Here is a 24,542-nt window from a genome sequence, read left to right on the forward strand (position 1 = left end):
TAGGGATCATAAAAACCCGGGACAACGGGAGGGCTAACAACCCAGTCAAATATCACCTTCAAACATATAACCCCCAATAAAAAAATTAGTGAAGCCGCAAGAACCCTGAGCAAATTCCACGTAAATGTAAATACAGAAAAAAACCACCTCAGAATTAACACCTAGCATCCTCCAGGTCTGACACTCGTTAATTGGGGATTATTTTCATCGAACTCACCGCTCCCCCAAACTCTCCCGCACATGCCGCTGCAACGGACTCAAGAAATAACTGATCACCTTGCGCCTATCCGTTATCACTTCCGCACGCACAGCCATACCCGCAGATAACGGAATGTCCCGCTCATTCACTCGAATATGGCTTTGTTCCAGTTTCACCCTGGCGCTGTACATCAACCCGCGCCGTTCATCCTCGATGGCGTCGCTCGAAATACTTTGAACAACACCGGGAATCACGCCGTACTTGGTAAACGTGAACGTCTCGATCTTTATTTCTACCGGCTGACCAGGAAAAACAAAGCCGATGTCCTTGTTCTCGAATTGCACTTCCACTTCAACGGGCTGCTTGACCGGAACAATCACCATCAGCGTCTGCGCTTCGGTAACAACACCCCCACGTGTGTGAATCGCCAATTGCTGGACAGTGCCATCGACCGGCGATGTTAGGGTCTTCAGGCGATGCCGTTGTTCGGCCTTGCTCACCTCAAGCGTCAGGGCTGCAACCCGCTGTCCGGCTTCGCCGTAGAGGTCGAGCATTGCCCTTCGGGTTTGCGCGATGACACCGGCATGACGGTGGCTGGCGGCGTTTTTCGCCGCGGTCAGTTCCTCCACCCGCAAACGCTGCGTCGTCAGTTCCCGCTCCTGGTCGAGGCGAATCTGTTCCTTTTCCAGGTACAGGTGCTTGGCCATGGCCGACTCCCGCCACAGCAGTTTGTAGTCAGCGGCCAGTTGCCGGGTGATGACCAACATCTGCTGCAGCGACTCGACCCGGGCACTGGCGGAGCGGATCTCGGCGCTGCGCTGTTCGATTTCAGCCGTCACCTGATCGAGGGCCGCACGCAATTCCAGGTACTGCCCCTGCAACCAACGTTGCGCGGCCTGTTTTTGCACGGCGGGTGCGTCGGGTATAAGCGCTGCCAGCGGTTCCGGTTCGCGCTGTCGCTCGATGGCTGACAACAACGCCTGCGCCCTGGCCTTGTCGATACGGGCTGCCAGCAGCTCACTGCCCAGTCGCTCGACCTCGGCGGCCGTTATCCGGTCTTCCAGTTCCACCAGAAGATCACCGGCCTTGACGACTTGCCCGTCGCTGACGTGGATAACACGGATAACGGCGCCCTCACTGGCCTGGATCAACTTGCTCCGACCACTGGGAACGATCTTTCCCGCGGCACTGGCGACAACATCGATTTCGCCGATGCAGGCCCAGGCGAGGGTCAGGGCCGCGAAGAGCAGCAAGATCCGTTGCAGGTAACGCGGCGCGGGATGCACGGGTGTTTCCTGCAACGCGAGTGCGGCAGGCAGGAACTCAAGTTCGTGTCGCGTTCGCTGCGGCCCGTCCATCGAGCGGCGCTGACGCCAGGCTTCACGCCAAACCTCGCGATAACGCGCCATCAGCATCCTGAGGGCAGTCATTCGCCGCCCCCCTGCTGCAATCGGTGCAGGTGGGCATAGACACCATCAGGTTTGCGGAGCAACTGCTCATGAGGGCCTTGCTCGACAATCTGCCCGCGCTCCATCACCAGAATGCGGTTGGCATGGCGCACGGCAGACAACCGGTGAGCAATGATGATGACCGTGCGCTCGCGACAGATATGCGCCATGTTCTGCTGGATGATCCGCTCCGACTCGTAGTCGAGGGCACTGGTGGCCTCGTCGAGAATCAGGATCCGCGGATTGCTCAGCAAGGCCCGGGCAATGGCGAGGCGCTGCCGCTGCCCGCCCGACAACGAGGCGCCATGCTCCCCCACCATCGTGTCGTAGCCCTCGGGCAATTCGAGGATGAAATCATGGGCGCCCGCCAGCTTCGCCACCCGCACGATGTCCTCGATCGGCGCGCCAGGGTCGCTGAGGGCGATGTTGTCGCGGACACTGCGGCGAAACAGCATGTTGTCCTGCAGTACGACACCGATCTGCCGGCGCAGGGAGGAGACATCCGCGATCGCCAGGTCCATGCCGTCGAGCAGCACCCGGCCGCGCTCCGGCGAATAGAGGCGCTGGATCAGCCGGGTCAGAGTGCTTTTGCCGGAGCCAGAGCGGCCCACGACGCCAATCAGCTCGCCGGCCTCGATCTGAAGGCTAACCGCACGCAATGCTTCACTGGCATCGGGCCGGTAACGAAAGCTCACCTGGTCGAGTTCGATACGCCCGACCAGTTTCGGCAACACGCTGCCGTTGCCATGGTTCGCTTCGGTCCGGGTATTGAGAATGTCGCCCAGTCGCTGAATAGACAGCCCAACCTGCTGGAAACCGCTCCACAGTTGAGCCAGGCGCATGATCGGTTGCGACACGCGGCCAGCAAGCATGTTGAAGGCAATCAACTGGCCGACTGTCAGTTCTCCATCGATGACCAGCCGCGCGCCCAGCCACAGGGTGATGACGGTGACCAGCTTGCCGATCAACGCAGCGCTCTCATGGGCGAGGGTGGAAAGGTTCTGCGTCTTGAAACTGGCCGATACATAGGCGGCCAGTTGGTCGTCCCAGCGCCGCGTGACCTGCGGTTCCACCGCCATCGACTTGAGGGTGTCGATGCCATTGATGGTCTCGACCAGAAATGCCTGGTTTTCGGCGCCGCGGTTGAAACTCTGTTCCAGCCGGGCACGCAGTATCGGGGTGAGCAGCAGGGAGATCAGTACATACAGCGGCAGCGATGCCACCACCACCAGGGTCAGCCATCCGCTGTAGGCGAACATGACCGCGATGAACACGATGGAAAACAGCACGTCCAGCACCAGGGTGATGCTGTTCCCGGTGAGAAAACTGCGGATGTTTTCAAGCTCTCTCACACGGGCGATGGAGTCACCCACCCGGCGCGACCGAAAATACGCCAGTGGCAATTCCACCAGGTGTTGAAACAGCCGCTTTCCCAACTCCACGTCCATGCGGCTGGCCGTGTGGGCAAAAACATAGGTGCGCAACAGGCTGAGCAGGCTTTCGAACAGGGTAATCGCGAGCAACCCGACCACGATTACGTCAAGCGTGGTCAGCCCCCGGTGCACCAGAACCTTGTCCATCACCACCTGGAAAAACAGCGGTGTCACCAGGGCAAACAGCTGCAGGACGAACGACACGAACAGCGTTTCAGCCAGTAGCTTTCGGTGCTTCACTACGGCGGGGATGAACCAGGTGAAGTCGAATCGCGCCGCTACGCCGGGCAGGAGCGCCTGCGAACGCACAAGGATCACCTCACCACTCCAGCGTTTGCCCAGGGCGTCGAGCGTCAGTACTTGCGGGGTCGCTGTACGGGGATCCTGAACCAGCGCCTGACTGCCCTCGAGCCGGGCAAGGATGAAGTACTCACCGTCGCGGTCAATGGCAATGGCCGGTAGCGGCAACCGGGGAAGACGCTCAACCGTGCACGTGGACAGCGTGACCTTGAGGTCGAGCTGCTTGAACGCCTGAAGTAACTGAGGGGTGGAAAAGCGCGCCCTGCCGGCCGCGAAGCGGTGAACAAGTTGCTCTGCGCTAGCCACCGTATTGTGATAACGCGCCAGCATGACCAGGCATGCCAGACCAGAGTCCAGCCACTCGCCTTGTTGATTCCGATTGTCTGTCGCCACCGCGAGTGCCTCATGTCCGGGAAAAGCATCCCCGAAAACTAGGCTCATTCACTGGTGAGAAAAATCATGCTGGATCCTGCAATGGCGACAGAAATTTCGGTAACAAAATCGAGGTCTTGTAAGGGGACTACAGGAAGTCAGGTAACTAGTTGTAATCCCCTTCTACTCAATCTTGCGCCCGCAACGCGTGTTTGATATCCGCCAACAAGTCCTCGACATCCTCCAGCCCCACCGACAACCGCACCAGCCCTTCGGAAATCCCGTAGCGGGCCCGCTCCTCCGGCGTGTAGCTGGAATGGGTCATGCTCGCTGGGTGCTGCGCCAGCGACTCGGCATCCCCCAGGCTGACCGCGCGGCTGAACAATTGCAGGGCATTCATGAAGCGGCGGCCGGCAGTAATGCCGCCCTTTAGCTCGAACGCCAGCATGCCGCCCGGCAGCGCCATTTGCCGCTTCGCCAGGGCGTACTGCGGGAAGGACGGCAAGCCGGGGTAATGCAGTAGCTCGACTTCCGGCTGTTGCTGGAGGAATTCGGCCACGGCCATTGCATTGGAACAGTGGCGGTCCATGCGCAGGTTGAGGGTCTTCAGGCCACGCATCAGCAACGACGCATCGTGAGGCGAGAGCACCGCACCGGTCATGTCCTTGAGCCCTTCCAGGCGGATGCGGTCCACCAGCGCCTTGCGCCCGACCACCAGCCCCGCAGTGATGTCGCCATGACCGCTGAGGTACTTGGTCGCCGAATGCACCACCAGGTCCGCGCCCAGCTCCAGCGGGCGTTGCAGGTAGGGCGTGCAATAGGTGTTGTCGACGACCAGTGTCGCGCCGTGGCGATGGGCGATCTTCGCGACACCGGCGATGTCGGCCAGGTGCATGTTGGGGTTGGCGGGCGACTCGAAATAGATCAGCCGCGTTGCCGGTGTGATGGCAGCCTCGACCGCTTTCAGGTCGGCCATATCGACATGCTTGAGCTTGACGCCGAACTCACCGATGCCGTGGTGCAGAAAGGCGAAGGTGCAGCCATACAACGTGCTGCCCAGCAGCACTTCGTCGCCGGGGCGCAGCAGCGTCCACAAGGTGGCGGTAATAGCGCCCATGCCGGAGGCCAGGGCCAGACCTGCCTCGCCACCTTCCAGTGACGCCATTCGCGCCTCCAGCAACGCCAAGGTGGGGTTGGAGATACGGCTGTAGAAATGCCCGGCTTCTTCGCCGGCAAAACACGCCGCGCCGTATTCGACAGTGGGAAAAGCGAATGTGGCCGTCTGGTAGATCGGCGGCACCAGCGCCCCTCCGTGGGCCTGTGGGTCGTAGCCATGGTGAATGGCACGGGTGGCGAATCCTGGGTTTCTGGTCGAGCCGCTCATGACAACAGCCTCTTGTGGTTTGTAATAAGCTTATGCCACTGACCGACTAATATTTTTCCAAATGTGACCACCGCCTTGGGGTATTGCAGGCATGAAAGCTCATGATTCGGCGAAGATAGGGCAAATTTTGCCCAACGCCATCGACCGCACCGACCGCGCCCTCCTCGCGGCCCTTCAGGACAACGCCCGACTGACCATTTCGGAATTGGCCGACAACGTCGCCCTGACCACCTCGCCCTGCTGGCGGCGGGTCAAGCTGCTGGAGGAAAGCGGCTATATCAATGGTTACCAGGCGATCCTGTCACCTAAGGCCCTGGGCTTCGGCGTCACCGCCTTCGTCAGCATCATGATGGACTCACACACCAAGGACATGGCCCGCGCCTTCGAACAGCGGCTGATGGAAATCCCCGAAATCGTCGCCTGCCACAATATTTCCGGGCGCTATGACTTCCTGTTGGAAGTGCTGGCGCGGGACCTGGAGTCCTTCGGCGAATTCGCCCGCGAGGTGCTGCAATCGTTACCGGGTGTGAAAGAAATCTATTCGAGCTTTTCCTATAAGGCGGTGAAGGAAAAACGGGTGATCCCGGTGTCGGAGAAGCACATCTGAGTCCACCCTCGCCAAGCACAAAAAAACCCGCGATGGTTTTCACCATCGCGGGTTTCTTGTTTTTCAGCGTCGACGCTTAGATCGCGCCACGCTCACGCAGCACGTCCAGCACCTGCTTGACGCCCTCTTCCACGCTGGTGGATTGGGTGTCGATGACCAGGTCGGCGTTCAGCGGCACATCGTACGGGAAGCTCTCGCCCGGGATGTTGTCGCCGCCAGCGGCGTACAGGCCTTGCGGGTCACGCTCGCGACAGGCTTGCGGGGACGCCTGGACGTAAACGGTCACCAGACGCTCCTTGCCGATCAGCGCCTTGGCCTGCTCGCGGCCTTCGGCATCGGGGGCAACGAATGCGGCCAGGGTCAGCAGGCCGGCTTCGTTGAACTGACGCGCCACGTGGGCGGCACGACGCCAGTTCTCGGTGCGACCGGCGCGGTCCTGTGGCAGACCCTTGTTCAGGTCATGACGCAGGTTCTGGCCGTCGAGGACGTAGACCGCACGGCCCATGTCGAACAGCTTGCGCTCCACGGCATAGGCCAGGGTGCTCTTGCCAGCGCCGGACAGGCCGCTGAACAGCACGGTGGCCGGCTGCTGGCCGAAGCGCAGCGCGCGCTCTTCGGTCGCGACGTGGGCCAGCTTGCCATGCTGACCGGTGCTGCCGTGTGGCAGGACCGGAGGCGCGATGATCATGCCTGCACCGACGGTGCCGTTGGTCAGGCGGTCGATAACGATGAACGCGCCGGTGGTGCGGTTGCTGTCGTAACCGTCCAGGGCGATGGCGGTATCGAGGCTGACCTTGACCCGGCCGATCTCGTTCAGTTGCAGTGCGCTCGCGGCACCCTGCTCCAGGGTGTTCACATCGACCTTGTGGGTGATGCTGGCAACCGAGCCCGGCACATAGCTGGTGGCGCGCTTGATGTCGTATTTCTTGCCCGGCAGCAGTGGCTCTTCGGACATCCACACCAGCATCGCGTCGAACTGGTCGGTCACCGGCGGTACGTTGTCGGCGTGAACCAGCAGGTCGCCACGGGAGATGTCGATCTCGTCTTCCATGGTCAGGGTTACGGCCTGGCCTGGGCCTGCGTTCTCCAGCTCACCTTCGTAGGTGACGATGGATTTGACGCGGCTGCTCTTGCCCGACGGCAGCACTACCACGTCGTCACCCTTGTGCACCACGCCGCTGGCGATGGTGCCGGCGAAGCCCCGGAAGTTCAGGTTCGGACGGTTGACGTACTGCACCGGGAAGCGCAGGTCGGTGAAATTGCGGTCGGCGGCGACTTCAACGGTCTCGAGGATTTCCATTAGCGCGGGGCCGGTGTACCACGGCGAACGCTCGCTGCGGTTGACCACGTTATCGCCCTTGAGCGCGGACATCGGCACGAAGTGCAGGCTGCTCGGCTGAAGGTTGATGCCCTCGGCGAACTTCAGGTAGTCGGCCTTGATCGACTCGAAGACCTGCTCATCGAAGCCCTTGAGGTCCATCTTGTTGATGGCGACGACGATGTGCTTGATGCCCAGCAACGACGCGATGTAGCTGTGGCGGCGAGTCTGGGTCTGCACGCCGTAACGGGCATCGACCAGGATGATCGCCAGGTCACAGGTGGACGCACCGGTGGCCATGTTGCGGGTGTACTGCTCATGGCCGGGGGTGTCGGCAATGATGAACTTGCGCTTGGCGGTGGAGAAATAGCGGTAGGCCACATCGATGGTGATGCCCTGCTCACGCTCGGCCTGCAGGCCGTCGACCAGCAACGCCAGGTCGATGTCTTCGCCCGTGGTGCCGACTTTCTTCGAATCGCGGGTGATGGCCTCGAGGTGGTCCTCGTAGATCATCTTGGAGTCGTGCAGCAGGCGCCCGATCAGGGTGCTCTTGCCGTCGTCGACGTTGCCGCAGGTCAGGAAACGCAGCAGTTCCTTGCGCTCGTGCTGGGCCAGGTAGGCGAGGATGTCCTCGCTGATCAGATCAGATTGGTGCGACATGGAGTAACCCTGAAATTAGAAGTAGCCTTGGCGTTTCTTGTCTTCCATGGAGCCGGCGCCATCGTGGTCGATGACACGGCCCTGGCGTTCGGACGTACGGGTCAGGAGCATTTCCTGAATGATGTCCGTCAGGGTTTCGGCCTCCGACTCGACGGCGCCCGTCAGCGGGTAGCAGCCGAGGGTACGGAAACGCACCTTCTTCTTGACGATACGGGCCTTTTCCTCGTCGCTGAGGTGCTCGAGGATGCGATCGTCGTCGATCATGATCAGGGTGCCGTTCTTCTCGATGACTTCACGCTCGGCGGCGAAGTACAGCGGGACGATCGGGATGCCTTCGAGGTAGATGTACTGCCAGATGTCCAGCTCGGTCCAGTTGGACAGCGGGAAGACGCGAATCGACTCGCCCTTGTTGACCTTGCCGTTGTAGACGTTCCACAGCTCGGGACGCTGGTTCTTCGGGTCCCAGCGGTGCTTGCTGTCGCGGAAGGAATAGACGCGTTCCTTGGCGCGGGACTTCTCTTCGTCGCGGCGCGCGCCACCGAAGGCGGCGTCGAAACCATGCTTGTCCAGCGCCTGTTTCAGGCCCTGGGTCTTCATGATGTCGGTGTGCTTGGAGCTGCCATGGGTGAACGGGTTGATGCCCTGCGCCACACCTTCCGGGTTGACGTGGGTGATCAGTTCAAGGCCCATTTCCTCGACCATCTTGTCGCGGAAGCTGTACATCTCCTGGAATTTCCACTGGGTGTCGACATGCATCACTGGAAACGGCAGCTTGCCAGGGAAGAAGGCCTTGCGTGCCAGATGCAGCATCACGGCCGAATCCTTGCCAATGGAATACAGCATCACCGGGTTATCGAACTCGGCGGCCACCTCACGAATGATGTGGATGCTTTCCGCCTCCAACTGTTTCAAATGCGTCAGTTTGTCGACCATGGCTACTCACGGGAAAACGATCTTATGGACGGCCAAGCGGGCCGTGTTCGAGCGGGCAACTTTATCACAGCGCCCGATTCTATTTAGGAAGGCGGCTAGAACGAAACAGTATATGGATATGCCCAGTCGTTTTAGGATTCAGACCGGATTGGGGCAATCGATGAACAGATGTTCCAGGGCGAAACGCCGCGCCAGGTAGTCGCCCAGCGCCTGTACACCGTAGCGCTCGGTGGCGTGGTGGCCGGCGGCGATGAAGCTGACGCCGTTTTCCCGGGCACTGTGGAATGTCTGCTCGGAGGCTTCGCCACTGATGAACAGGTCGACGCCGGCGGCGATCGCCTGATCGATATAGCCTTGGCCGCCGCCGGTGCACCAGCCGACCCGACGGATAATCTCCTCGCCCTCGATCAGCAATGGCTCGCGCCCCATCACTTCACTGACGCGACGGGCAAAATCCCGCGCCGACACGGGTTCGGCCAGGGAGCCGACCAGGCCCACCACCCGTGGGTTGTTCGGGTCTAGCGGGCCTTCCACGGTAATGTCCAGTTGCCGCGCCAGTTGCACGTTGTTGCCCACTTCCGGGTGGACATCCAGCGGCAGGTGGTACGCCAGCAAACTCAGGTCGTTTTTCAACAGGGTTTTCAGGCGGCGCTGCTTCATGCCGGTGATGCAGGGGTTCTCGCCCTTCCAGAAATAACCGTGGTGCACCAGCACCAGATCGGCCCCGGCCTCGACGGCAGCATCCAGCAACGCCTGGCTGGCGGTCACGCCGCTGACGATCCGGGTGACCTGCGGCCGGCCTTCGACCTGCAGGCCGTTGGGGCAGTAATCCTGGATTTTCGCGCTACCGAGGTAGCGGTCGGCTTCCTCGACCAGGGTAGTCAGGGCAACAGCCATGGAAAGACTCCTCAATTCAGCAGTTCAGCGCGGCGCAAGGCCCCGTATAATGCCCGCCATTATGGGCCGTCGACTGTGTTGGGGAAACCGGCGGCAACAACCTGGGGGCATTCGGCCAACGTCGTCACAGGCCGAATGATTTAGCTGTTCCTGCACAGGTCTTGCCGAAGTATGATCGCGCGCGTTCATTAACTCCCCACTGCGTCATCGGCTCGGGCCAACCCCCCAGGATCCATTCAATGTTCAAGGCTTTGCGTTACTTCGGCTGGCCACTGTTCACCGGCGTGCTGATCGCGCTGCTGGTCATCCAGCGTTTTCCCCAATGGGTCGGCCTGCCCAGCCAGGACGTCAACCTGCAACAAGCGCCGCAGACCACCAGCATCGTCCAGGGCCCGGTGTCCTACGCCGATGCGGTCAGCCACGCGGCGCCCGCGGTAGCCAACCTGTACACCACCAAAGTGGTCAACAAGTCCGCGCACCCGCTGTTCGAAGACCCGCAGTTCCGGCGTTTCTTCGGTGACAACCTGCCCAAGCAGCGACGCTGGGAATCGAGCCTGGGTTCGGCGGTGATCATGAGCCCGGAAGGCTACCTGCTGACCAACAACCACGTGACCGCCGGCGCCGACCAGATCGTGGTGGCGCTCAAGGATGGCCGCGAAACGCTGGCCCGGGTCATCGGCAGCGACCCGGAAACCGACCTCGCGGTCCTCAAGATCGACCTGAAGAACCTGCCGGCCATCACCATCGGCCGCTCCGACAATATCCATATCGGCGACGTCGCCCTGGCCATCGGCAACCCGTTCGGGGTCGGCCAGACCGTCACCATGGGTATCATCAGCGCCACCGGGCGCAATCAGTTGGGCCTGAACAACTACGAAGACTTCATCCAGACCGACGCGGCGATCAACCCCGGCAACTCCGGCGGCGCGCTGGTAGATGCCAGCGGCAACCTGACCGGTATCAACACGGCGATCTTCTCCAAGTCCGGCGGCTCGCAAGGGATCGGCTTCGCCATTCCGACCAAGCTGGCGCTGGAGGTGATGAAGTCGATCATCGAGCATGGCCAGGTGATTCGCGGCTGGCTGGGCATCGAGGTTCAGCCGCTGAGCCAGGAACTGGCCGAATCCTTCGGCATGCAAGGCCGGCCCGGGATCGTGGTAGCGGGGATTTTCCGCGACGGCCCGGCACAGAAAGCCGGTCTGCAACTGGGTGACGTAATCCTCAGCATCAATGGCGAACCGGCCGGCGATGGCCGCCGCTCGATGAACCAGGTGGCGCGGATCAAGCCCAATGAGAAGGTTGCGATCGAAGTGGTGCGCAATGGCAAGCCGCTGAAACTGGTTGCCGAGGTAGGTCTGCGACCGCCGCCAGCGCCGGCGGTGCAGGAAGAGAACTGATTTCGGGGCCGCTTGCGGCCCCTTTTCATTAGTGCAGGATCTGGCTCAGGAACAGCTTGGTTCGCTCGTTCTGCGGCCGGTCGAAGAAGTCATCCGGCGCAGCCTGCTCGACGATTTCCCCTTTGTCCATGAAGATCACCCGGTTCGCCACGGTGCGGGCGAAGCCCATTTCGTGGGTCACGCAGAGCATGGTCATGCCGTCTTCCGCCAGGCCGACCATGGTGTCGAGCACTTCCTTGACCATTTCCGGATCGAGGGCCGAGGTCGGCTCGTCGAACAGCATGATCTTCGGCTTCATGCACAGCGCCCGGGCAATCGCCACACGCTGTTGCTGACCACCGGACAACTGACCGGGAAACTTGTTGGCCTGCTCCGGAATCCGCACCCGCTCCAGGTAGTGCATGGCGATTTCCTCGGCCTTGCGCTTGGGCATCTTGCGCACCCACATCGGCGCCAGGGTGCAGTTCTGCAGGATGGTCAGGTGCGGGAACAGGTTGAAGTGCTGGAACACCATGCCGACTTCGCGGCGGATCGCCTCGATCTGCTTGAGGTCGTTGGTCAGCTCCACGCCATCGACCACGATGCGACCTTGCTGGTGTTCTTCCAGGCGGTTGAGGCAACGGATGGTGGTGGACTTGCCCGAGCCCGAAGGCCCGCACAGCACGATGCGCTCGCCCTGGCGCACGTTCAGGTTGATGTCCTTGAGCACGTGGAACTGGCCGTACCACTTGTTCACGCCCTGCATCTGGATAATGCCTTCAGGGCCAACAGGCTGTTTGATCGCTTCGCTCATCAAAATCTCTCCTAACGCTTGTGGCCTGTGTCCAGCTTGCGCTCCAGGTGCATGGAGTAGCGGGACATACCGAAACAGAAAATCCAGAACACCAGGGCCGCGAACACGTAGCCCTCGGTCGCCATGCCCAGCCAGGCCGGGTCGGCGGCCGCCTGCTTGACGCTGTTGAGCAGGTCGAACAGGCCGATGATGATCACCAGGCTGGTGTCCTTGAACAGGGCAATGAAGGTGTTGACGATGCCGGGAATCACCAGCTTCAGGGCTTGCGGCAGGATCACCAGGCCCATCGAGCGCCAGTAGCCGAGGCCCATGGCCGCGGCGGCTTCGTACTGGCCCTTGGGAATGGCCTGCAGACCACCGCGCACCACTTCGGCGATGTACGCCGACTGGAACAGGATGACGCCGATCATCGCCCGCAGCAGCTTGTCGAAGCTCATGCCTTCAGGCAGGAACAGCGGCAGCATCACCGAGGACATGAACAGCACGGTGATCAGCGGCACGCCGCGCCAGAACTCGATGAAGGTCACGCAGACCACTTTCACCGCCGGCATTTTCGAGCGCCGGCCCAGGGCCAGCAGAATGCCAAGCGGCAAGGCGCCAACAATGCCCACGGTGGCGATGACCAGGGTCAGCATCAGGCCGCCCCATTGGCTGGTCGGTACCGTGGCAAGACCAAGAGTCCCGCCGTGCAGCAGGGTGTAGGCGACGATCGGGTAGGCAACCAGGAAGCACAGGCCGTAGATCGTCTTGCGCGGGAAGCGCGTGATGAACAACGGCGCGGCGCCAATCACGGCCAGCCAGACCGTCAGGTCGACCCGCCAGCGCAGCTCGGTGGGGTAATAGCCGTACATGAACTGGCCGAAGCGCTGCTGGATGAACACCCAGCAGGCGCCTTCCTTGGTGCAATCGGCGCGGGTGGTGCCGACCCAGTTGGCATCAAAGATCGACCACTGCAGCAGCGGCGGCACGATCAGCCAGACCAGGTAGATGGCGAACAGCGTCAACAGGGTGTTCATCCAGCTGGAGAACAGGTTGGCGCGCATCCAGGCGAGTACGCCGACGGTTTTCACCGGTGGCGGCATATCGGGTTTGAAAACATGGGAAGTCATGCGCGTCTCCTTACCGCTCGATCAGCGCGATGCGCTTGTTGTACCAGTTCATCAACAGCGAAATGCTGATGCTGATGGCCAGGTAAACGCTCATGGTGATGGCGATGACCTCGATGGCCTGGCCGGTCTGGTTGAGCACGGTGCCGGCGAACAGCGAAACCATTTCCGGGTAACCGATACCGGCGGCCAGCGAGGAGTTTTTCGCCAGGTTCAGGTATTGGCTGGTCAGCGGCGGAATGATTACCCGCAGCGCCTGGGGAATGATCACCTTGCGCAGCGTCGGGCCTTCACGCAGGCCCAGCGAACGTGCCGCCTCGGTCTGGCCGTGGCTCACCGAACGGATGCCGGAGCGCACGATCTCGGCGATGAACGCCGCGGTGTAGATGGTCAGTGCCAGGGTCAGCGCCAGCAGCTCGGGGATCAGTACCCAGCCACCGGTGAAGTTGAATCCTTTCAATTGCGGCAGTTCCCAGCTCAGCGGGTTGCCGAACAACAGCACGCTCAGCCCAGGGATCACCAGCAACAGGGCCAGTCCGGCCCAGAACTTGTGGAATGGCACGCCGGTCGCTTCGAAACGCCGGTTGGCCCAGCGCACCATCAGCACCACGGCGACGATTGCCACCACCAGGCAGATCACGAACGGCCAGAAGCCGTCGGCCAGCGAAGCCCCGGGCATGTTCAGCCCACGGTTGCTGATGAAGAAGGTGTCGTTGAGGTTGATGCTGCCTCGCGGTCCCGGCAGGGTCAGGAACACCGCGAAGTACCAGAAGAGGATCTGCAGTAGCGGCGGGATGTTACGGAAAGTCTCGACATACACCGTGGCCAGCTTGTTGATCATCCAGTTCGGTGATAGTCGTGCCACGCCGATGATGAACCCCAGCAGGGTCGCCAGGATGATGCCGATAACGGTCACCAGAAGGGTGTTGAGCAGGCCGATGACGAATACCCGGGCGTACGTGTCGGATTCCGTGTACGGAATGAGGTGCTGGGCGATGCCGAAACCGGCACTGCGCTCGAGGAAGTCGAAGCCCGAGGTGATGCCCCGGTGTTGCAGGTTGGTCTGGGTGTTGTGGAACAGGTACCAGCCCAGACCGACCACCACGACAATGGTGAGGATCTGGAACAGCCACGCACGCACACGTGGGTCGTTCAGGGACAAGCCCTTGGGTGGATTTTGCATGAAAAGCCCCGAAGAGAAGGAACGTAACGGCCCGCGGCGGCAACCTCGCCGCCGCGGGCCGACCCAATCAGCGCACCGGAGGCGCGTACTGGATGCCGCCGTTGTTCCACAGGGCGTTCAGACCGCGGTCGATCTGCAGCGGGGTAGCCTTGCCGAGGTTCTTCTCGAACACTTCGCCGTAGTTACCCACTTGCTTGACGATCTGCACCACCCAGTCCTTCGGCAGTTTCAGGTCCTTGCCGTACTCACCGTCGGCGCCGAGCATGCGCGCCACGTCAGGGTTCTTGGTGCCTTTGGCTTCGGCCTCGACGTTCTTCGAGGTGACGCCCATTTCTTCGGCATTGAGCATGGCGAAGAGGGTCCACTTGACGATGCTGAACCATTCCTCGTCACCCTTGCGCACCACCGGGCCCAGCGGCTCCTTGGAGATGGTTTCCGGGAGGACCACGTAGTCGGTCGGCGCGGCCAGCTTGGAACGCTGTGCGTAGAGTTGCGACTTGTCGGAGGTCAGCACGTCGCAACGACCGGATTCCAGCGACTTGGCGCTTTCGTCGGAGGTATCGAAGGTGATCGGGGTGTATTTCAGACCGTTGGCGCGGAAGTAGTCGGAGACGTTCAGCTCGGTGGTGGTACCGGCCTGGATGCAGATGGTTGCACCGTCCAGTTCCTTGGCGCTGGAAACGCCGAGCTTCTTGTTCACCAGGAAGCCGATGCCGTCGTAGTAGGTGACGCCGGCGAACACCAGGCCCATGCCGGAATCGCGCGAGCTGGTCCAGGTGGTGTTGCGCGACAGCACGTCGACTTCGCCGGACTGCAGCGCGGTGAAGCGCTCCTTGGCGTTGAGCTGGCTGAACTTGACCTTGGTCGCGTCACCGAATACCGCCGCTGCTACTGCACGGCAGACGTCGGCGTCGATCCCGACGATGGTGCCCTTGGCGTCCGGCACCGAGAAGCCCGGCAGACCGTCACTCACGCCACACTGCACGAAACCTTTCTTCTGCACCGCATCCAGGGTCGCACCCGCGTGGGCAAAGGAGCTCAGGCCCAGCGCAGCGGCAGCCGTCATGACTGCCAGGGTGGATTTCAACATCTTCATTCAAACCTCCAGATCGCTCTTGTTGTGTGAGCCGGTTTTGCACCGCACCCTTATGAGGCGCATCCGACCCGTTTCGGCTTGTTATTGGGTCAATTGGCGCAATACGCTGTTCTGTGACAGCCTTGGGTTACCCATGAGGGGTGTTACCGCGGAAACACGCCACCTCACGTCGTAGGTCAAGTAGCAAAGCGCGTACCAGATCTGGTGGCTAAAGCGTTTCAGTGTTCTACAACGCGCAAAGTTGCAGCAATGCGACACCTTCTTTCCGTATTGCCCCCTCGTGCCTTTTTTTCATGCACTCAATTGAGATCGCGTGCACTTTTTCGGAGCAGTCATGACCAAACCCTTGATTCTCGAACCACAGAAAACCGCGGACGCCTGTGTGATCTGGTTGCACGGCCTCGGCGCTGACCGCTATGACTTCATGCCAGTGGCCGAAGCCCTGCAAGAGCATTTGCTCAGCACGCGTTTCGTAATGCCCCAGGCACCGAGTCGCCCGGTGACGATCAATGGCGGTTATGAAATGCCCAGTTGGTACGACATCAAGGCCATGAGCCCGGCCCGGGCGATCGACGAGGCGCAACTGGAAGAATCCGCCGCCCACGTCATCGAGCTGATCGAAGAGCAGCGCGGTGCCGGCATCCATCCCAGCCGCATCATCCTGGCCGGTTTCTCCCAGGGCGGCGCGGTGGTGCTGCACACCGCCTATATAAAGTGGCAAGAAGCGCTCGGCGGGGTGATGGCCCTGTCCACCTACGCGCCGACCTTCAAGGACGACCTTCAACTCAGCGCCAGCCAGCAACGCATCCCCGCACTGTGCCTGCATGGCGTCTACGATCCGGTGGTCCTGCCGGCCATGGGCCGCACGGCCTTCGAGTACCTGAAAAAATGGGGCGTCAGTGCCCAATGGCAGGAATACCCGATGGAACACGCGGTGCTGCCGGAAGAAATCAACGACATTGGCGCCTGGCTGACAGAGCGCTTGCGCTGACGGTCGTATTCCCTGTAGTTGTCAGTGCAATCCGCTACGCCGAGCCCGAATCTTGCATTACACTGCCCGGCGTACATTCCTTAATCAATTGACGAGAAGACCGTGCTCAAAGCACTCAAGAAGATGTTCGGCAAAGGCGAGGATGAGCCACTCGCCGCCGAAAGCGCTGCTCCCGTGATGCAGCCACCCATGCCGGCCACCGCTTCCGCACCGGTGGCCCCGCTCAAGGCCGAGGAACCCCAACCCGTTCGCGCCGAACCCGCCGCCGCTGCCAAGCCCCGCCGCGAGCGCAAGCCAAAACCACAAGCTTCGACCTGGAAGCTGGAAGACTTCGCCGTCGAGCCACAGGAAGGCAAAACCCGTTTCCACGACTTCAAGCTCTCCCCCGAGCTGATGCACGCCATCCATGACCTCGGTTTTCCTTATTGCACGCCGATCCAGGCCCAGGTCCTGGGTTTCACCCTGCGTGGCCAGGACGCCATCGGTCGCGCCCAGACCGGCACCGGCAAGACCGCGGCCTTCCTGATCTCGATCATCACCCAGCTGCAACAGACTCCCCCGCCGAAAGAGCGCTACATGGGTGAGCCACGGGCGCTGATCATCGCCCCGACCCGGGAACTGGTGGTACAGATCGCCAAGGACGCCGAGTTGCTGACCAAGTACACCGGCCTGAACGTGATGACCTTCGTCGGCGGCATGGACTACGACAAGCAGCTCAAGGCCCTCGAAGCCCGCCACTGCGACATCCTGGTTGCCACCCCTGGCCGTCTGCTGGACTTCAACCAGCGCGGCGAAGTGCACCTGGACATGGTCGAGGTGATGGTGCTGGACGAAGCCGACCGCATGCTCGACATGGGCTTCATCCCACAGGTCCGGCAGATCATTCGCCAGACCCCACCGAAGAGCGAGCGTCAGACCCTGCTGTTCTCGGCCACCTTCACCGAAGACGTGATGAACCTGGCCAAGCAGTGGACCACCGACCCGGCCATCGTCGAGATCGAGCCGGAGAACGTCGCCAGCGAAACCGTCGAACAGCACGTCTACGCCGTGGCCGGCAGCGACAAGTACAAGCTGCTCTACAACCTGGTCACCGAGAACAAGTGGGAACGGGTGATCGTCTTCGCCAACCGCAAGGACGAAGTGCGGCGCATCGAAGAGAAACTGGTGCGCGACGGCGTGAATGCCGCGCAACTGTCCGGCGACGTGCCGCAGCACAAGCGCATCCGCACCCTGGAAAGCTTCCGCGAAGGCCGCATTACCGTGCTGGTTGCCACCGACGTGGCCGGTCGCGGTATCCACATCGATGGCATCAGCCACGTGATCAACTTCACGTTGCCGGAAGATCCGGACGACTACGTGCACCGTATCGGCCGTACCGGTCGTGCGGGGACCAGCGGTGTGTCGATCAGCTTTGCCGGTGAGGATGACTCCTACCAGTTGCCGGCGATCGAGGCGTTGCTGGGTCGCAAGATCAGTTGCGAGATGCCGCCGACCGAGTTGTTGAAATCAGTGCCGCGTAAGCACGGATGATCGAGAAAACGCAGCCTTGGAGCTGCGTTTTTTTATGGCTGCAATTTTTCGCGAGCAAGCTCGCGCCTACAGACTCAGACCATACCGGTCTGTAGGAGCGAGCTTGCTCGCGAAGCCCCTCGGCAGCTCCAATCTTTTTTTCCACCGGGATAGCGAAGACTTAAACTAAAAGTCCATAATGGAAAAATTAGTTTAGAAACCAGTCACCCCGGAGTCCCGAATGGCCGCGCCCCTCGTTCTCGATCAGCAGCACGCCCGTCAACTGCTCGCCCAGGTGGATGTTCCCCAGGTGCTGCGCGATCTGTTCCGTGACCTGGCAGCCGGCCAGGCGGTGCAGCCACCGCAGCAACTGGTGGAATTCCCGTCCGGCAAGGGCGACTTCATCAATTACGGCGGCGTGCTGGCGCAGGAGCGCGTCTACGGGGTCAAGACCTCGCCCTATATCGTCCGTGAGCAAGGCGCACTGGTCACCGCCTGGACCCTGCTGATGTCCATGGACAGCGGCCTGCCGCTGTTGCTGTGCGACGCCGGCGAACTGACCACCGCGCGCACCGCCGCGACCACCGCGGTGGCCGTGGATGCCCTGGCCCCGGCCGAAGCCCGGCGCCTGACCATCATCGGCAGCGGCTCGATTGCCCGCGCTCACCTGCATTACGTCCGCAACCTGCGCCCATGGCAGGACATCCGCCTTTACTCGCCGAGCCTCAACGGCAAGCGCGCCAGCGAGCGTGACGCCCTCACCGCCCTCGATCCGCGCCTGAGCCTGCACGACAACGCCGACGCGGCCCTAGTCGATGCTGATGTGATCCTGCTGTGCACCTCGTCGGCCAAGCCGGTCATCGATCCGGCCCAATTGAGCAAGCCGGCGCTGATTACCTCCATCAGCACCAATGCGGTGCGCGCTCATGAAGTACCACCCGCCAGCCTCGCGGCGATGGACGTGTACTGCGACTACCGCGTGACCACGCCGGGCAGCGCCGGAGAAATGCGCCTGGCCGCCGAAGACCATGGCTGGAAGACCGAAGCCATCATCGGCGACCTGCCGGAACTGATCAGCGGCCAGGCACCACGCCCGGATTACCAGCGCCACGCGTTCTTCCGCTCCATCGGCCTCGGCCTCGAAGACATCGCCCTGGCCAACGCCCTGTACCACCTGCAACGCGCGCGCTGACAGCGTCGGAGGCCCCATGCAACAGGCTGATTTCATCATTATCGGCGCCGGTATCGCCGGCGCTTCCACCGGTTACTGGCTGGCCGCGCATGGCCGGGTGCTGCTGCTCGAACGCGAAACGCTGCCGGGTTATCACTCCACCGGTCGCTCGGCGGCGCTGTACACCGCCGCCTACGGTACGCCGCAAGTCCGCGCCCTGACCCTGGCCAGTCGGGCGTTCTTCGACCAGCCGCCCGCCGGCTTCGCCGAGCACCCGCTGCTGACCCCGCGCGGCGAGATGACCGTGGACTTCGATGGCGACGCCGCCGAACTGCAACGCCAGTTCGACAGCGCCCGCGCCTGTGTACCGGAGATGCAGTTGCTCAGCGCCGATGAGGCTTGTGCGCGGCTGCCGGTGCTGCGCCGGGAGAAAGTCCACGGCGCGCTGTACGACCCGAGCGCCAGCGATATCGACACCGACGGCCTGCATCAGGGCTACCTGCGCGGCATCCGCCGCCAGCAGGGCGAAGTGCACGGCGACTGTGAAGTCCTCGCCCTGCACCGCGAAGACGACGGCCAGTGGCGCGTGGAAACCAGCCGCGGCGAATTCCGCGCACCGGTGATCATCAACGCCGCCGGCGCCTGGGCCGACCACATCGGCCAACTGGCCGGCGCCCGTCCGTTGGGCCTGCAACCCAAGCGGCGTGCCGCGTTCATCTTCGAAGCACCGGCCGACCTGGACACCCACGGCTGGCCGATGCTGGTCAGCCTCGACGAGTCCTTCTATATGAAGCCGGACGCCGGCATGTTGCTCGGCTCGCCGTGCAACGCCGACCCGGTCGAGCCCCACGACGTGCAGCCCGAAGAGCTGGACATCGCCATGGGCATCTACCAGATCGAGGAAGCCACCATCCTGAGCATCCGTCGTCCGTTCCGCACCTGGGCCGGGCTGCGCAGCTTCGTCGCCGACGGAGATCTGGTGGCCGGTTTCGACGGCACCGTGCCCGGCCTGTTCTGGGTCGCGGCGCAAGGCGGCTACGGCATCCAGACCTCGCCGGCAATGGGCCAGGCCAGCGCCGCACTGGTGCGCGGCGAGCCCCTGCCCGCCCACCTCGGTGATTTCGGCCTGAGCGCCGAGCAACTCTCGCCCGCGCGCCTGGCCACCCGCCAGGAAGGATGACGCGCCCGCGCGTTTGCGGCACACTCCCAGCGCCCTGGCCCCAGGGCGCTGAACCCGTCCGGAGCCCGCCCGAATGTCGACACCCGATGATGTCCTGCAGAACTACCGGGCGATCGCCGATGCCATCGCCACGCTGTTCTTCCCCCATGCCGAAGTCGTCCTGCACGACCTGCGCACACAGAAGATCGACTACATCGCCAACAACCTGTCCAAACGCGAAATCGGTGACGACGCGGCGCTGGAAGACATGTTCGAGGAAGGTACCGACGAGACCAATATCGGCCCCTACGAGAAGCTCAACTGGGACGGACAGAAGATCCGCTCCCTGAGCACGGTGCTGCGCGACGCCGCGGGCAACCCGCAGGCCGTGTTGTGCATCAACCTGAATATTTCGCTGTTCGAGAATGCCAAGGCGGCGCTGGATTTGTTCCTGTCACCGAGCAAATTGATCCCGCAGCCCGACGCCCTGTTTCGCGATGACTGGCAGGAGCGGATCAATACCTTTCTCAACAGTTGGCTGCGCCAGCGTCAGCTCAGCCTCAATGTGCTCAACCGCGACCACAAGCGCGAGCTGGTCCTGGCCCTGCACGCCGAAGGCGCGTTCCGCGGCAAGAGTGCAGCCAACTATGTGGCCAATGTGCTGAATATGGGGCGGGCGACGGTGTACAAACACCTGAAGGAACTCAAGGCCTGAGGCTGCGGGTACCGCTTCGCGAGCAAGCTCGCTCCTACAGAAAGGGCAGCAGCCCCGGGCGCTTGAGTCAGGCGATCAGTCGCCGTAGATGTCGGTCTTGAAGTACTTGCCCTGGATCTTCTGGTACTCGCCATCGGCGCGGATTGCGGCAATGGCATCGTTCAGTTTCTTCACCAGCTCGGTATTGCCCTTGCGCACGGCGATACCGGCGCCTTCACCGACGAATTTCGGATCTTTCAGCTCAGGGCCGACAAAGGCGAAGCCCTTGCCCCGTGGCGTGTCGAGGAAGCCCAGTTGCAGCGGGATGGTATCGGCGAACACACCGTCCAGACGACCGCTTTCCATGTCCAGGAAGATCTCTTCGTTGGTGGTATACGGCACCACGATCACACCTTTGGGCTCCAGCACCGCACGCACATAGCGGTCAGTAGTAGTGGCGCGCTGCACACCGATGCGCTTGCCCTTGAGGGCTTCGTACTGATCGTCCACCTGGGTGCCTTCCTTCATCGCCAGGCGCGCCGACGTGAAGTAGTACTTGTTGGTGAAGTCCACGGACTTCTTGCGCTCTTCGGTGATGGTGATCGACGACAGGGCCGCGTCGATTTTCTTGACCTTCAGCGACGGGATCAGGCCGTCGTATTCCTGCTCGACCCACTGGCACTTGACCTTCATCTCGGCGCACAGCGCGTTGCCGATGTCGTAGTCAAAGCCTTCTATGCCATTCGGGGTCTTGTAGGCAAAGGGCGGGTAAGCAGCCTCGATGCCGATGCGCAGAACGTCGTCGGCCGCGAACACAGGGCTGCTGGCCAACAGGCCAAGCGCCAGACCGGCGATCAGGTTGGAGGTCTTCATGATGGGGCTCTCTCGCTCGTTGTTGTGTTGGGGGTGACAAGACAGAGGAAAGGAAGTCAGGCACGGGGCCTGTCATTATTTTGTACTTATGAATCCATACTGGACTTTATCGTACAAAAAAACAACAGTCAGAAAAGTCAGGCAAGACGCTGTAGGAGCTGGCAAGCCAGCTCCCATGAGGTTTACGGATAATTCGGAATCAGTGTCTACCAACGCTCGGCGGCGTCAGCATCACTCTGCTTGCCCTCGACCCAACGCGGGCCTTCGCAGGTCTGTTCCTTTTTCCAGAACGGCGCGCGGGTCTTGAGGTAGTCCATGATGAAGTTGCAGGCGTCGAATGCCGCCTGGCGGTGGGCGCTGGCGACGCCGACGAAGACGATCGGCTCGCCCGGTTCGAGCGCGCCAATACGGTGCAGCACCTCGACCTTGAGCAGTTGCCAGCGCGCCTCGGCCTCGATAACGATCTTGCCCAGCGCCTTCTCGGTCATGCCCGGATAGTGTTCGAGGAACATCCCCGCCACCTCCCGGCCATCATTGAAGTCACGCACATAACCAACGAAGGCCACCACGGCCCCAACGCCGACGTTGGCCGCGTGCATGGCATTGGTTTCCGCCCCCGGATCGAAGGGCGCGGTCTGGACCCGAACGCTCATCTCAACCTCCGGTGACCGGCGGGAAGAATGCGACTTCGTCGCCGTCTTCCAGCGCTTCGTCCGGCTTGCACAGGTCCTGGTTGCGTGCGCACATCAGGTTCTGTTCGGCCAGCACGGCGTAGCGCTCGCCCTTGTCGAGCAAGGCTTGGCGCACGTCTTCGACACGGGCGAAAGCGCCATCGAGCACCTCGCCGTCGGTGCCCAGCAACTCACGGTAGCGGGCGAAATACACCACCTTGATCTTCATTGCGCATCCGCCTGGTAGTGGCCGCTCTTGCCGCCGAGCTTTTCCAGCAGGCGCACGTTTTCAATGGTCATGCCGCGGTCGACGGCCTTGCACATGTCGTAAATGGTCAACGCGGCAACGCTGGCGGCGGTCAGGGCTTCCATTTCCACGCCGGTCTGCCCGGACAGCTTGCAGCGGGCGACAATGTGCACAGCGTCCGCGCCTTCAGCGCTCAGTTCGACCTTGACGCTGGTGAGCATCAGCGGATGGCACAGGGGAATCAGGTCGCTGGTTTTCTTCGCCGCCTGGATCCCGGCGATACGCGCCACGGCGAACACATCACCCTTGGGATGGGCGCCGTCGACGATCATCGCCAGGGTCTGCGGGAGCATGCGCACGCGGGCTTCGGCCACGGCTTCGCGGAAGGTCACGGCCTTGTCGGTGACGTCGACCATGGCGGCGCGACCTTGGGAATCGAGATGAGTCAGCACGGGGTTACTCCAGATCAGGAGCCCCGATTGTAAACCTGGGAGTCAGCTTTGCCAGCGAAAAAAACCGGGCGGCGCGAGGCCGCCCGGGGCGTGGTTTACAGGTGGGATTCGGCGTATTCGGCGAGGATCGACCGGGGTACGCCCTGCAGGGTGATATGGACGCCGTTGGGGAAGTCCTTGAAGCGTTCGGTGAGGTAGGTCAGCCCGGAGCTGGTGGCCGACAGGTAGGGGGTGTCGATCTGTGCCAGGTTGCCCAGGCAGATCACTTTCGAACCGGTGCCGGCACGGGTGATGATGGTTTTCATCTGGTGCGGCGTGAGGTTCTGGCATTCGTCGATCAGGATCAGGCTCTGCTGGAAGCTGCGGCCGCGAATGTAGTTGAGCGACTTGAACTGCAGCGGGACGCGTTCAAGGATGTATTCGACGCTGCCGTGGGTGCTCTCGTCATCCATGTGCAGGGCTTCGAGGTTGTCGGTGATGGCGCCGAGCCAGGGTTCCATTTTTTCCGCCTCGGTGCCCGGCAGGAAGCCGATCTCCTGGTCCAGCCCCTGCACGCTGCGGGTGGCGATGATGCGTCGGTAGCGCTTGCTGACCATGGTCTGCTCGATGGCCGCGGCCAGGGCCAGGATGGTCTTGCCGGAACCCGCGGCGCCGGTGAGGTTGACCAGGTGAATGTCCGGATCGAGCAGCGCGAACAGCGCCAGCGCCTGATGAATGTCGCGGGGTTTCAGGCCCCAGGCTTCCTGGTGCAGCAGCGGTTCCTGGTGCAGGTCGAGCAGCAGCAGTTCGCTGTCCTTGATGCCCTTGATCCAGCCGACGAAGCCCTGCTCGTCAATAATGAACTCGTTGACGTGGACCGCCGGCAGGTTGTCGATCAGTTGCACACGGTGCCAGGTGCGACCACGTTCCTGGCGGGTCTCGACCTTGCTCACGCGGTCCCAGAACGATCCGGTGACCGAGTGGTAGCCCTTGGACAGCAGGCTGACGTCGTCAACCAATTGGTCGGTACTGTAGTCCTCGGCCGCGATTCCACAGGCGCGGGCCTTGAGGCGCATGTTGATGTCTTTGGTCACCAGCACCACGTCGCGGTCCTTGCGCCGACTGCGCAGGTCCAGCAACTGGTTGATGATGATGTTGTCGTTCAGGTGTTCGGGCAGCAGACGGTGAGGTTCGGCGCGCGGGGTCATCAGGATCGACAGGAAGCCCTTGGGCCCGCCCTTGCCACGCTGGATCGGTACGCCCTGTTCGACGTCTTCGGGCGTGGCGTCACCGAGGGTCTGGTCGATCAGGCGGATGGCCTGGCGACATTCGGCGGCGACGGTGTGTTTTCCGGTCTTGAGCTTGTCGAGTTCCTCCAGCACCGTCATCGGTATCGCGACGTGGTGCTCCTCGAAGTTGAGCAAGGCGTTGGGATCGTGAATCAGGACATTGGTATCGAGCACATACAGGATTGGCTGGTTGGAGGAAGGGTTGCGTCCTTGGTCATCCATACTCGGTCACCTTATGTGGAAGCTACACGATGCGGTACTTCACGCATCGCAGAGTGACCGCCGCGCTTCCCGTATCCGCGTTGCTACGGGCGGGAAGAGAACCTGCCAACAAGGGGGCCTTGGAAGACGCCACCTGGCTGCAGGGTTCGGCTGTCTGAC

At 62.0% G+C, this 24,542-nt stretch carries 22 protein-coding genes; 7 read left to right on the top strand and 15 right to left on the bottom strand.

Going from position 1 to position 24,542, the window contains the following annotated elements; translation table 11 throughout:
- Window positions 1-213: 213 nt before the first annotated feature.
- From NTD88_RS19465 to NTD88_RS19475, 3 genes are all read right to left on the bottom strand, one after another.
- Window positions 214-1,629 (bottom strand): HlyD family type I secretion periplasmic adaptor subunit, encoded by a 1,416-nt coding sequence (locus NTD88_RS19465; protein ID WP_262154509.1) that lies wholly within the window; start codon window positions 1,627-1,629, stop codon window positions 214-216.
- The gene (locus NTD88_RS19470) at window positions 1,626-3,710 is read right to left on the bottom strand and encodes a type I secretion system permease/ATPase (protein ID WP_410017297.1); all 2,085 of its coding nucleotides are present in this window, start codon (window positions 3,708-3,710) and stop codon (window positions 1,626-1,628) included. The genes NTD88_RS19465 and NTD88_RS19470 overlap by 4 nt, the downstream gene beginning before the upstream one ends.
- A 229-nt stretch (window positions 3,711-3,939) precedes the next feature.
- The gene (locus NTD88_RS19475) at window positions 3,940-5,136 is read right to left on the bottom strand and encodes a methionine gamma-lyase (protein ID WP_095154617.1); all 1,197 of its coding nucleotides are present in this window, start codon (window positions 5,134-5,136) and stop codon (window positions 3,940-3,942) included.
- Between the two features lie 127 nt (window positions 5,137-5,263).
- Between NTD88_RS19475 and NTD88_RS19480 the strand changes: the two genes are divergently transcribed.
- Window positions 5,264-5,743, top strand: coding sequence for an Lrp/AsnC family transcriptional regulator (locus NTD88_RS19480; protein ID WP_262128298.1), 480 nt, complete (start codon window positions 5,264-5,266; stop codon window positions 5,741-5,743).
- A gap of 76 nt (window positions 5,744-5,819) precedes the next feature.
- Here the strand turns inward: NTD88_RS19480 and cysN are convergent, their stop codons facing one another.
- The 3 genes from cysN to NTD88_RS19495 all read right to left on the bottom strand — a co-directional run bounded on the left by cysN (window position 5,820) and on the right by NTD88_RS19495 (window position 9,551).
- Entirely contained in the window at window positions 5,820-7,721 is a 1,902-nt protein-coding gene (cysN, locus tag NTD88_RS19485; RefSeq protein WP_095154613.1) for a sulfate adenylyltransferase subunit CysN, read from the bottom strand.
- Window positions 7,722-7,736: 15 nt separating this feature from the next.
- Window positions 7,737-8,654, bottom strand: coding sequence for a sulfate adenylyltransferase subunit CysD (cysD, locus tag NTD88_RS19490; RefSeq protein ID WP_095154611.1), 918 nt, complete (start codon window positions 8,652-8,654; stop codon window positions 7,737-7,739).
- Window positions 8,655-8,792: 138 nt separating this feature from the next.
- On the bottom strand, window positions 8,793-9,551 hold the full coding sequence (locus NTD88_RS19495) for a Nif3-like dinuclear metal center hexameric protein (protein WP_262128186.1): 759 nt from the start codon (window positions 9,549-9,551) through the stop codon (window positions 8,793-8,795).
- A 239-nt stretch (window positions 9,552-9,790) separates the two neighbouring features.
- Between NTD88_RS19495 and algW the strand changes: the two genes are divergently transcribed.
- Window positions 9,791-10,948 (top strand): Do family serine endopeptidase AlgW, encoded by a 1,158-nt coding sequence (algW, locus tag NTD88_RS19500; protein ID WP_095154607.1) that lies wholly within the window; start codon window positions 9,791-9,793, stop codon window positions 10,946-10,948.
- Between the two features lie 28 nt (window positions 10,949-10,976).
- Here algW and NTD88_RS19505 read toward each other — a convergent pair whose 3' ends face one another.
- The 4 genes from NTD88_RS19505 to NTD88_RS19520 form a co-directional block, all read right to left on the bottom strand.
- Window positions 10,977-11,741, bottom strand: a complete 765-nt coding sequence (locus tag NTD88_RS19505) for an amino acid ABC transporter ATP-binding protein (RefSeq protein WP_095154605.1) — start codon at window positions 11,739-11,741, stop codon at window positions 10,977-10,979.
- Window positions 11,742-11,752: 11 nt separating this feature from the next.
- On the bottom strand, window positions 11,753-12,850 hold the full coding sequence (locus NTD88_RS19510) for an amino acid ABC transporter permease (RefSeq protein WP_262154511.1): 1,098 nt from the start codon (window positions 12,848-12,850) through the stop codon (window positions 11,753-11,755).
- Between the two features lie 10 nt (window positions 12,851-12,860).
- The gene (locus NTD88_RS19515; protein WP_110969720.1) at window positions 12,861-14,030 is read right to left on the bottom strand and encodes an amino acid ABC transporter permease; all 1,170 of its coding nucleotides are present in this window, start codon (window positions 14,028-14,030) and stop codon (window positions 12,861-12,863) included.
- Window positions 14,031-14,097: 67 nt separating this feature from the next.
- Entirely contained in the window at window positions 14,098-15,126 is a 1,029-nt protein-coding gene (locus tag NTD88_RS19520; protein WP_095154599.1) for an amino acid ABC transporter substrate-binding protein, read from the bottom strand.
- A gap of 334 nt (window positions 15,127-15,460) precedes the next feature.
- Between NTD88_RS19520 and NTD88_RS19525 the strand changes: the two genes are divergently transcribed.
- The 5 genes from NTD88_RS19525 (at window position 15,461) to NTD88_RS19545 (ending at window position 20,671) form a co-directional block, all read left to right on the top strand.
- Entirely contained in the window at window positions 15,461-16,117 is a 657-nt protein-coding gene (locus NTD88_RS19525) for an alpha/beta hydrolase (protein ID WP_095154597.1), read from the top strand.
- Between the two features lie 102 nt (window positions 16,118-16,219).
- Window positions 16,220-17,647 carry an ATP-dependent RNA helicase RhlB gene (gene rhlB, locus NTD88_RS19530; protein ID WP_262154512.1) on the top strand — a complete coding sequence of 476 codons (1,428 nt, stop codon included), beginning with the start codon at window positions 16,220-16,222 and terminating at the stop codon, window positions 17,645-17,647.
- A 220-nt stretch (window positions 17,648-17,867) separates the two neighbouring features.
- Window positions 17,868-18,818, top strand: a complete 951-nt coding sequence (locus NTD88_RS19535) for an ornithine cyclodeaminase family protein (RefSeq protein ID WP_262154513.1) — start codon at window positions 17,868-17,870, stop codon at window positions 18,816-18,818.
- A 16-nt stretch (window positions 18,819-18,834) separates the two neighbouring features.
- Window positions 18,835-19,977 carry an NAD(P)/FAD-dependent oxidoreductase gene (locus NTD88_RS19540; RefSeq protein ID WP_262154514.1) on the top strand — a complete coding sequence of 381 codons (1,143 nt, stop codon included), beginning with the start codon at window positions 18,835-18,837 and terminating at the stop codon, window positions 19,975-19,977.
- A gap of 73 nt (window positions 19,978-20,050) precedes the next feature.
- Window positions 20,051-20,671 carry a transcriptional regulator gene (locus NTD88_RS19545; RefSeq protein WP_262128181.1) on the top strand — a complete coding sequence of 207 codons (621 nt, stop codon included), beginning with the start codon at window positions 20,051-20,053 and terminating at the stop codon, window positions 20,669-20,671.
- 75 nt (window positions 20,672-20,746) lie between these two features.
- Here the strand turns inward: NTD88_RS19545 and NTD88_RS19550 are convergent, their stop codons facing one another.
- The 5 genes from NTD88_RS19550 to NTD88_RS19570 all read right to left on the bottom strand — a co-directional run bounded on the left by NTD88_RS19550 (window position 20,747) and on the right by NTD88_RS19570 (window position 24,383).
- Complete coding sequence (locus NTD88_RS19550) at window positions 20,747-21,523, bottom strand: ABC transporter substrate-binding protein (protein ID WP_262154515.1); 777 nt, start codon at window positions 21,521-21,523, stop codon at window positions 20,747-20,749.
- A gap of 206 nt (window positions 21,524-21,729) precedes the next feature.
- Window positions 21,730-22,176, bottom strand: coding sequence for a molybdopterin synthase catalytic subunit MoaE (gene moaE, locus NTD88_RS19555; RefSeq protein WP_262154516.1), 447 nt, complete (start codon window positions 22,174-22,176; stop codon window positions 21,730-21,732).
- 1 nt (window position 22,177) lies between these two features.
- Window positions 22,178-22,423 carry a molybdopterin converting factor subunit 1 gene (gene moaD / locus NTD88_RS19560; protein WP_095154584.1) on the bottom strand — a complete coding sequence of 82 codons (246 nt, stop codon included), beginning with the start codon at window positions 22,421-22,423 and terminating at the stop codon, window positions 22,178-22,180.
- On the bottom strand, window positions 22,420-22,893 hold the full coding sequence (gene moaC / locus NTD88_RS19565; protein WP_095154582.1) for a cyclic pyranopterin monophosphate synthase MoaC: 474 nt from the start codon (window positions 22,891-22,893) through the stop codon (window positions 22,420-22,422). Before moaC ends, moaD begins: the two co-directional genes overlap by 4 nt.
- 95 nt (window positions 22,894-22,988) lie before the next feature.
- The gene (locus NTD88_RS19570) at window positions 22,989-24,383 is read right to left on the bottom strand and encodes a PhoH family protein (protein WP_262128178.1); all 1,395 of its coding nucleotides are present in this window, start codon (window positions 24,381-24,383) and stop codon (window positions 22,989-22,991) included.
- Window positions 24,384-24,542 lie beyond the last annotated feature (159 nt).

It is taken from the genome of Pseudomonas sp. 20P_3.2_Bac5, from assembly GCF_025466035.1.
Lineage (GTDB): Bacteria > Pseudomonadota > Gammaproteobacteria > Pseudomonadales > Pseudomonadaceae > Aquipseudomonas.